Source organism: Halomonas sp. BL6 (genome assembly GCF_006228115.1).
In the GTDB taxonomy this organism is placed as follows: Bacteria; Pseudomonadota; Gammaproteobacteria; order Pseudomonadales; family Halomonadaceae; genus Vreelandella; species Vreelandella piezotolerans.
Window position 1 is genome coordinate 1 of the sequence record NZ_VDGL01000012.1, and the last position, 1,665, is coordinate 1,665.

Annotated in this window: 1 rRNA gene; it reads left to right on the plus strand. The window is 55.0% G+C overall.

Annotated elements, in window-relative coordinates:
* Positions 1-130: 130 nt before the first annotated feature.
* A 16S ribosomal RNA gene (locus FHJ80_RS17280) occupies positions 131-1,663 on the plus strand.
* The last annotated feature ends 2 nt before the right edge of the window (positions 1,664-1,665 follow it).

A 1,665-nucleotide genomic window follows, 5' to 3' on the forward strand; every position in this document is an offset into this window, starting at 1 on the left:
AAATCACCCATTATCAAGGCAAGCGACTCGTCAAACAGGCTTCGGCCTAATGAATGAATTCGTTTGACCCTTGAGCCAAGTTTGGTTCGCTTCTGTTGCTTCGGCGACAGGCAAGAACCGCATTGATCTTAAACTGAAGAGTTTGATCATGGCTCAGATTGAACGCTGGCGGCAGGCCTAACACATGCAAGTCGAGCGGTAACAGATCCAGCTTGCTGGATGCTGACGAGCGGCGGACGGGTGAGTAATGCATAGGAATCTGCCCGGTAGTGGGGGATAACCTGGGGAAACCCAGGCTAATACCGCATACGTCCTACGGGAGAAAGGGGGCTTCGGCTCCCGCTATCGGATGAGCCTATGTCGGATTAGCTAGTTGGTGAGGTAACGGCTCACCAAGGCCACGATCCGTAGCTGGTCTGAGAGGATGATCAGCCACATCGGGACTGAGACACGGCCCGAACTCCTACGGGAGGCAGCAGTGGGGAATATTGGACAATGGGGGGAACCCTGATCCAGCCATGCCGCGTGTGTGAAGAAGGCCCTCGGGTTGTAAAGCACTTTCAGCGAGGAAGAACGCCTAGCGGTTAATACCCGCTAGGAAAGACATCACTCGCAGAAGAAGCACCGGCTAACTCCGTGCCAGCAGCCGCGGTAATACGGAGGGTGCAAGCGTTAATCGGAATTACTGGGCGTAAAGCGCGCGTAGGTGGCTTGATAAGCCGGTTGTGAAAGCCCCGGGCTCAACCTGGGAACGGCATCCGGAACTGTCAAGCTAGAGTGCAGGAGAGGAAGGTAGAATTCCCGGTGTAGCGGTGAAATGCGTAGAGATCGGGAGGAATACCAGTGGCGAAGGCGGCCTTCTGGACTGACACTGACACTGAGGTGCGAAAGCGTGGGTAGCAAACAGGATTAGATACCCTGGTAGTCCACGCCGTAAACGATGTCGACCAGCCGTTGGGTGCCTAGCGCACTTTGTGGCGAAGTTAACGCGATAAGTCGACCGCCTGGGGAGTACGGCCGCAAGGTTAAAACTCAAATGAATTGACGGGGGCCCGCACAAGCGGTGGAGCATGTGGTTTAATTCGATGCAACGCGAAGAACCTTACCTACTCTTGACATCCTGCGAATTTGGTAGAGATACCTTAGTGCCTTCGGGAACGCAGAGACAGGTGCTGCATGGCTGTCGTCAGCTCGTGTTGTGAAATGTTGGGTTAAGTCCCGTAACGAGCGCAACCCTTGTCCTTATTTGCCAGCGCGTAATGGCGGGAACTCTAAGGAGACTGCCGGTGACAAACCGGAGGAAGGTGGGGACGACGTCAAGTCATCATGGCCCTTACGAGTAGGGCTACACACGTGCTACAATGGTCGGTACAAAGGGTTGCCAACTCGCGAGAGTGAGCCAATCCCGAAAAGCCGATCTCAGTCCGGATCGGAGTCTGCAACTCGACTCCGTGAAGTCGGAATCGCTAGTAATCGTAGATCAGAATGCTACGGTGAATACGTTCCCGGGCCTTGTACACACCGCCCGTCACACCATGGGAGTGGACTGCACCAGAAGTGGTTAGCCTAACGCAAGAGGGCGATCACCACGGTGTGGTTCATGACTGGGGTGAAGTCGTAACAAGGTAGCCGTAGGGGAACCTGCGGCTGGATCACCTCCTTAAC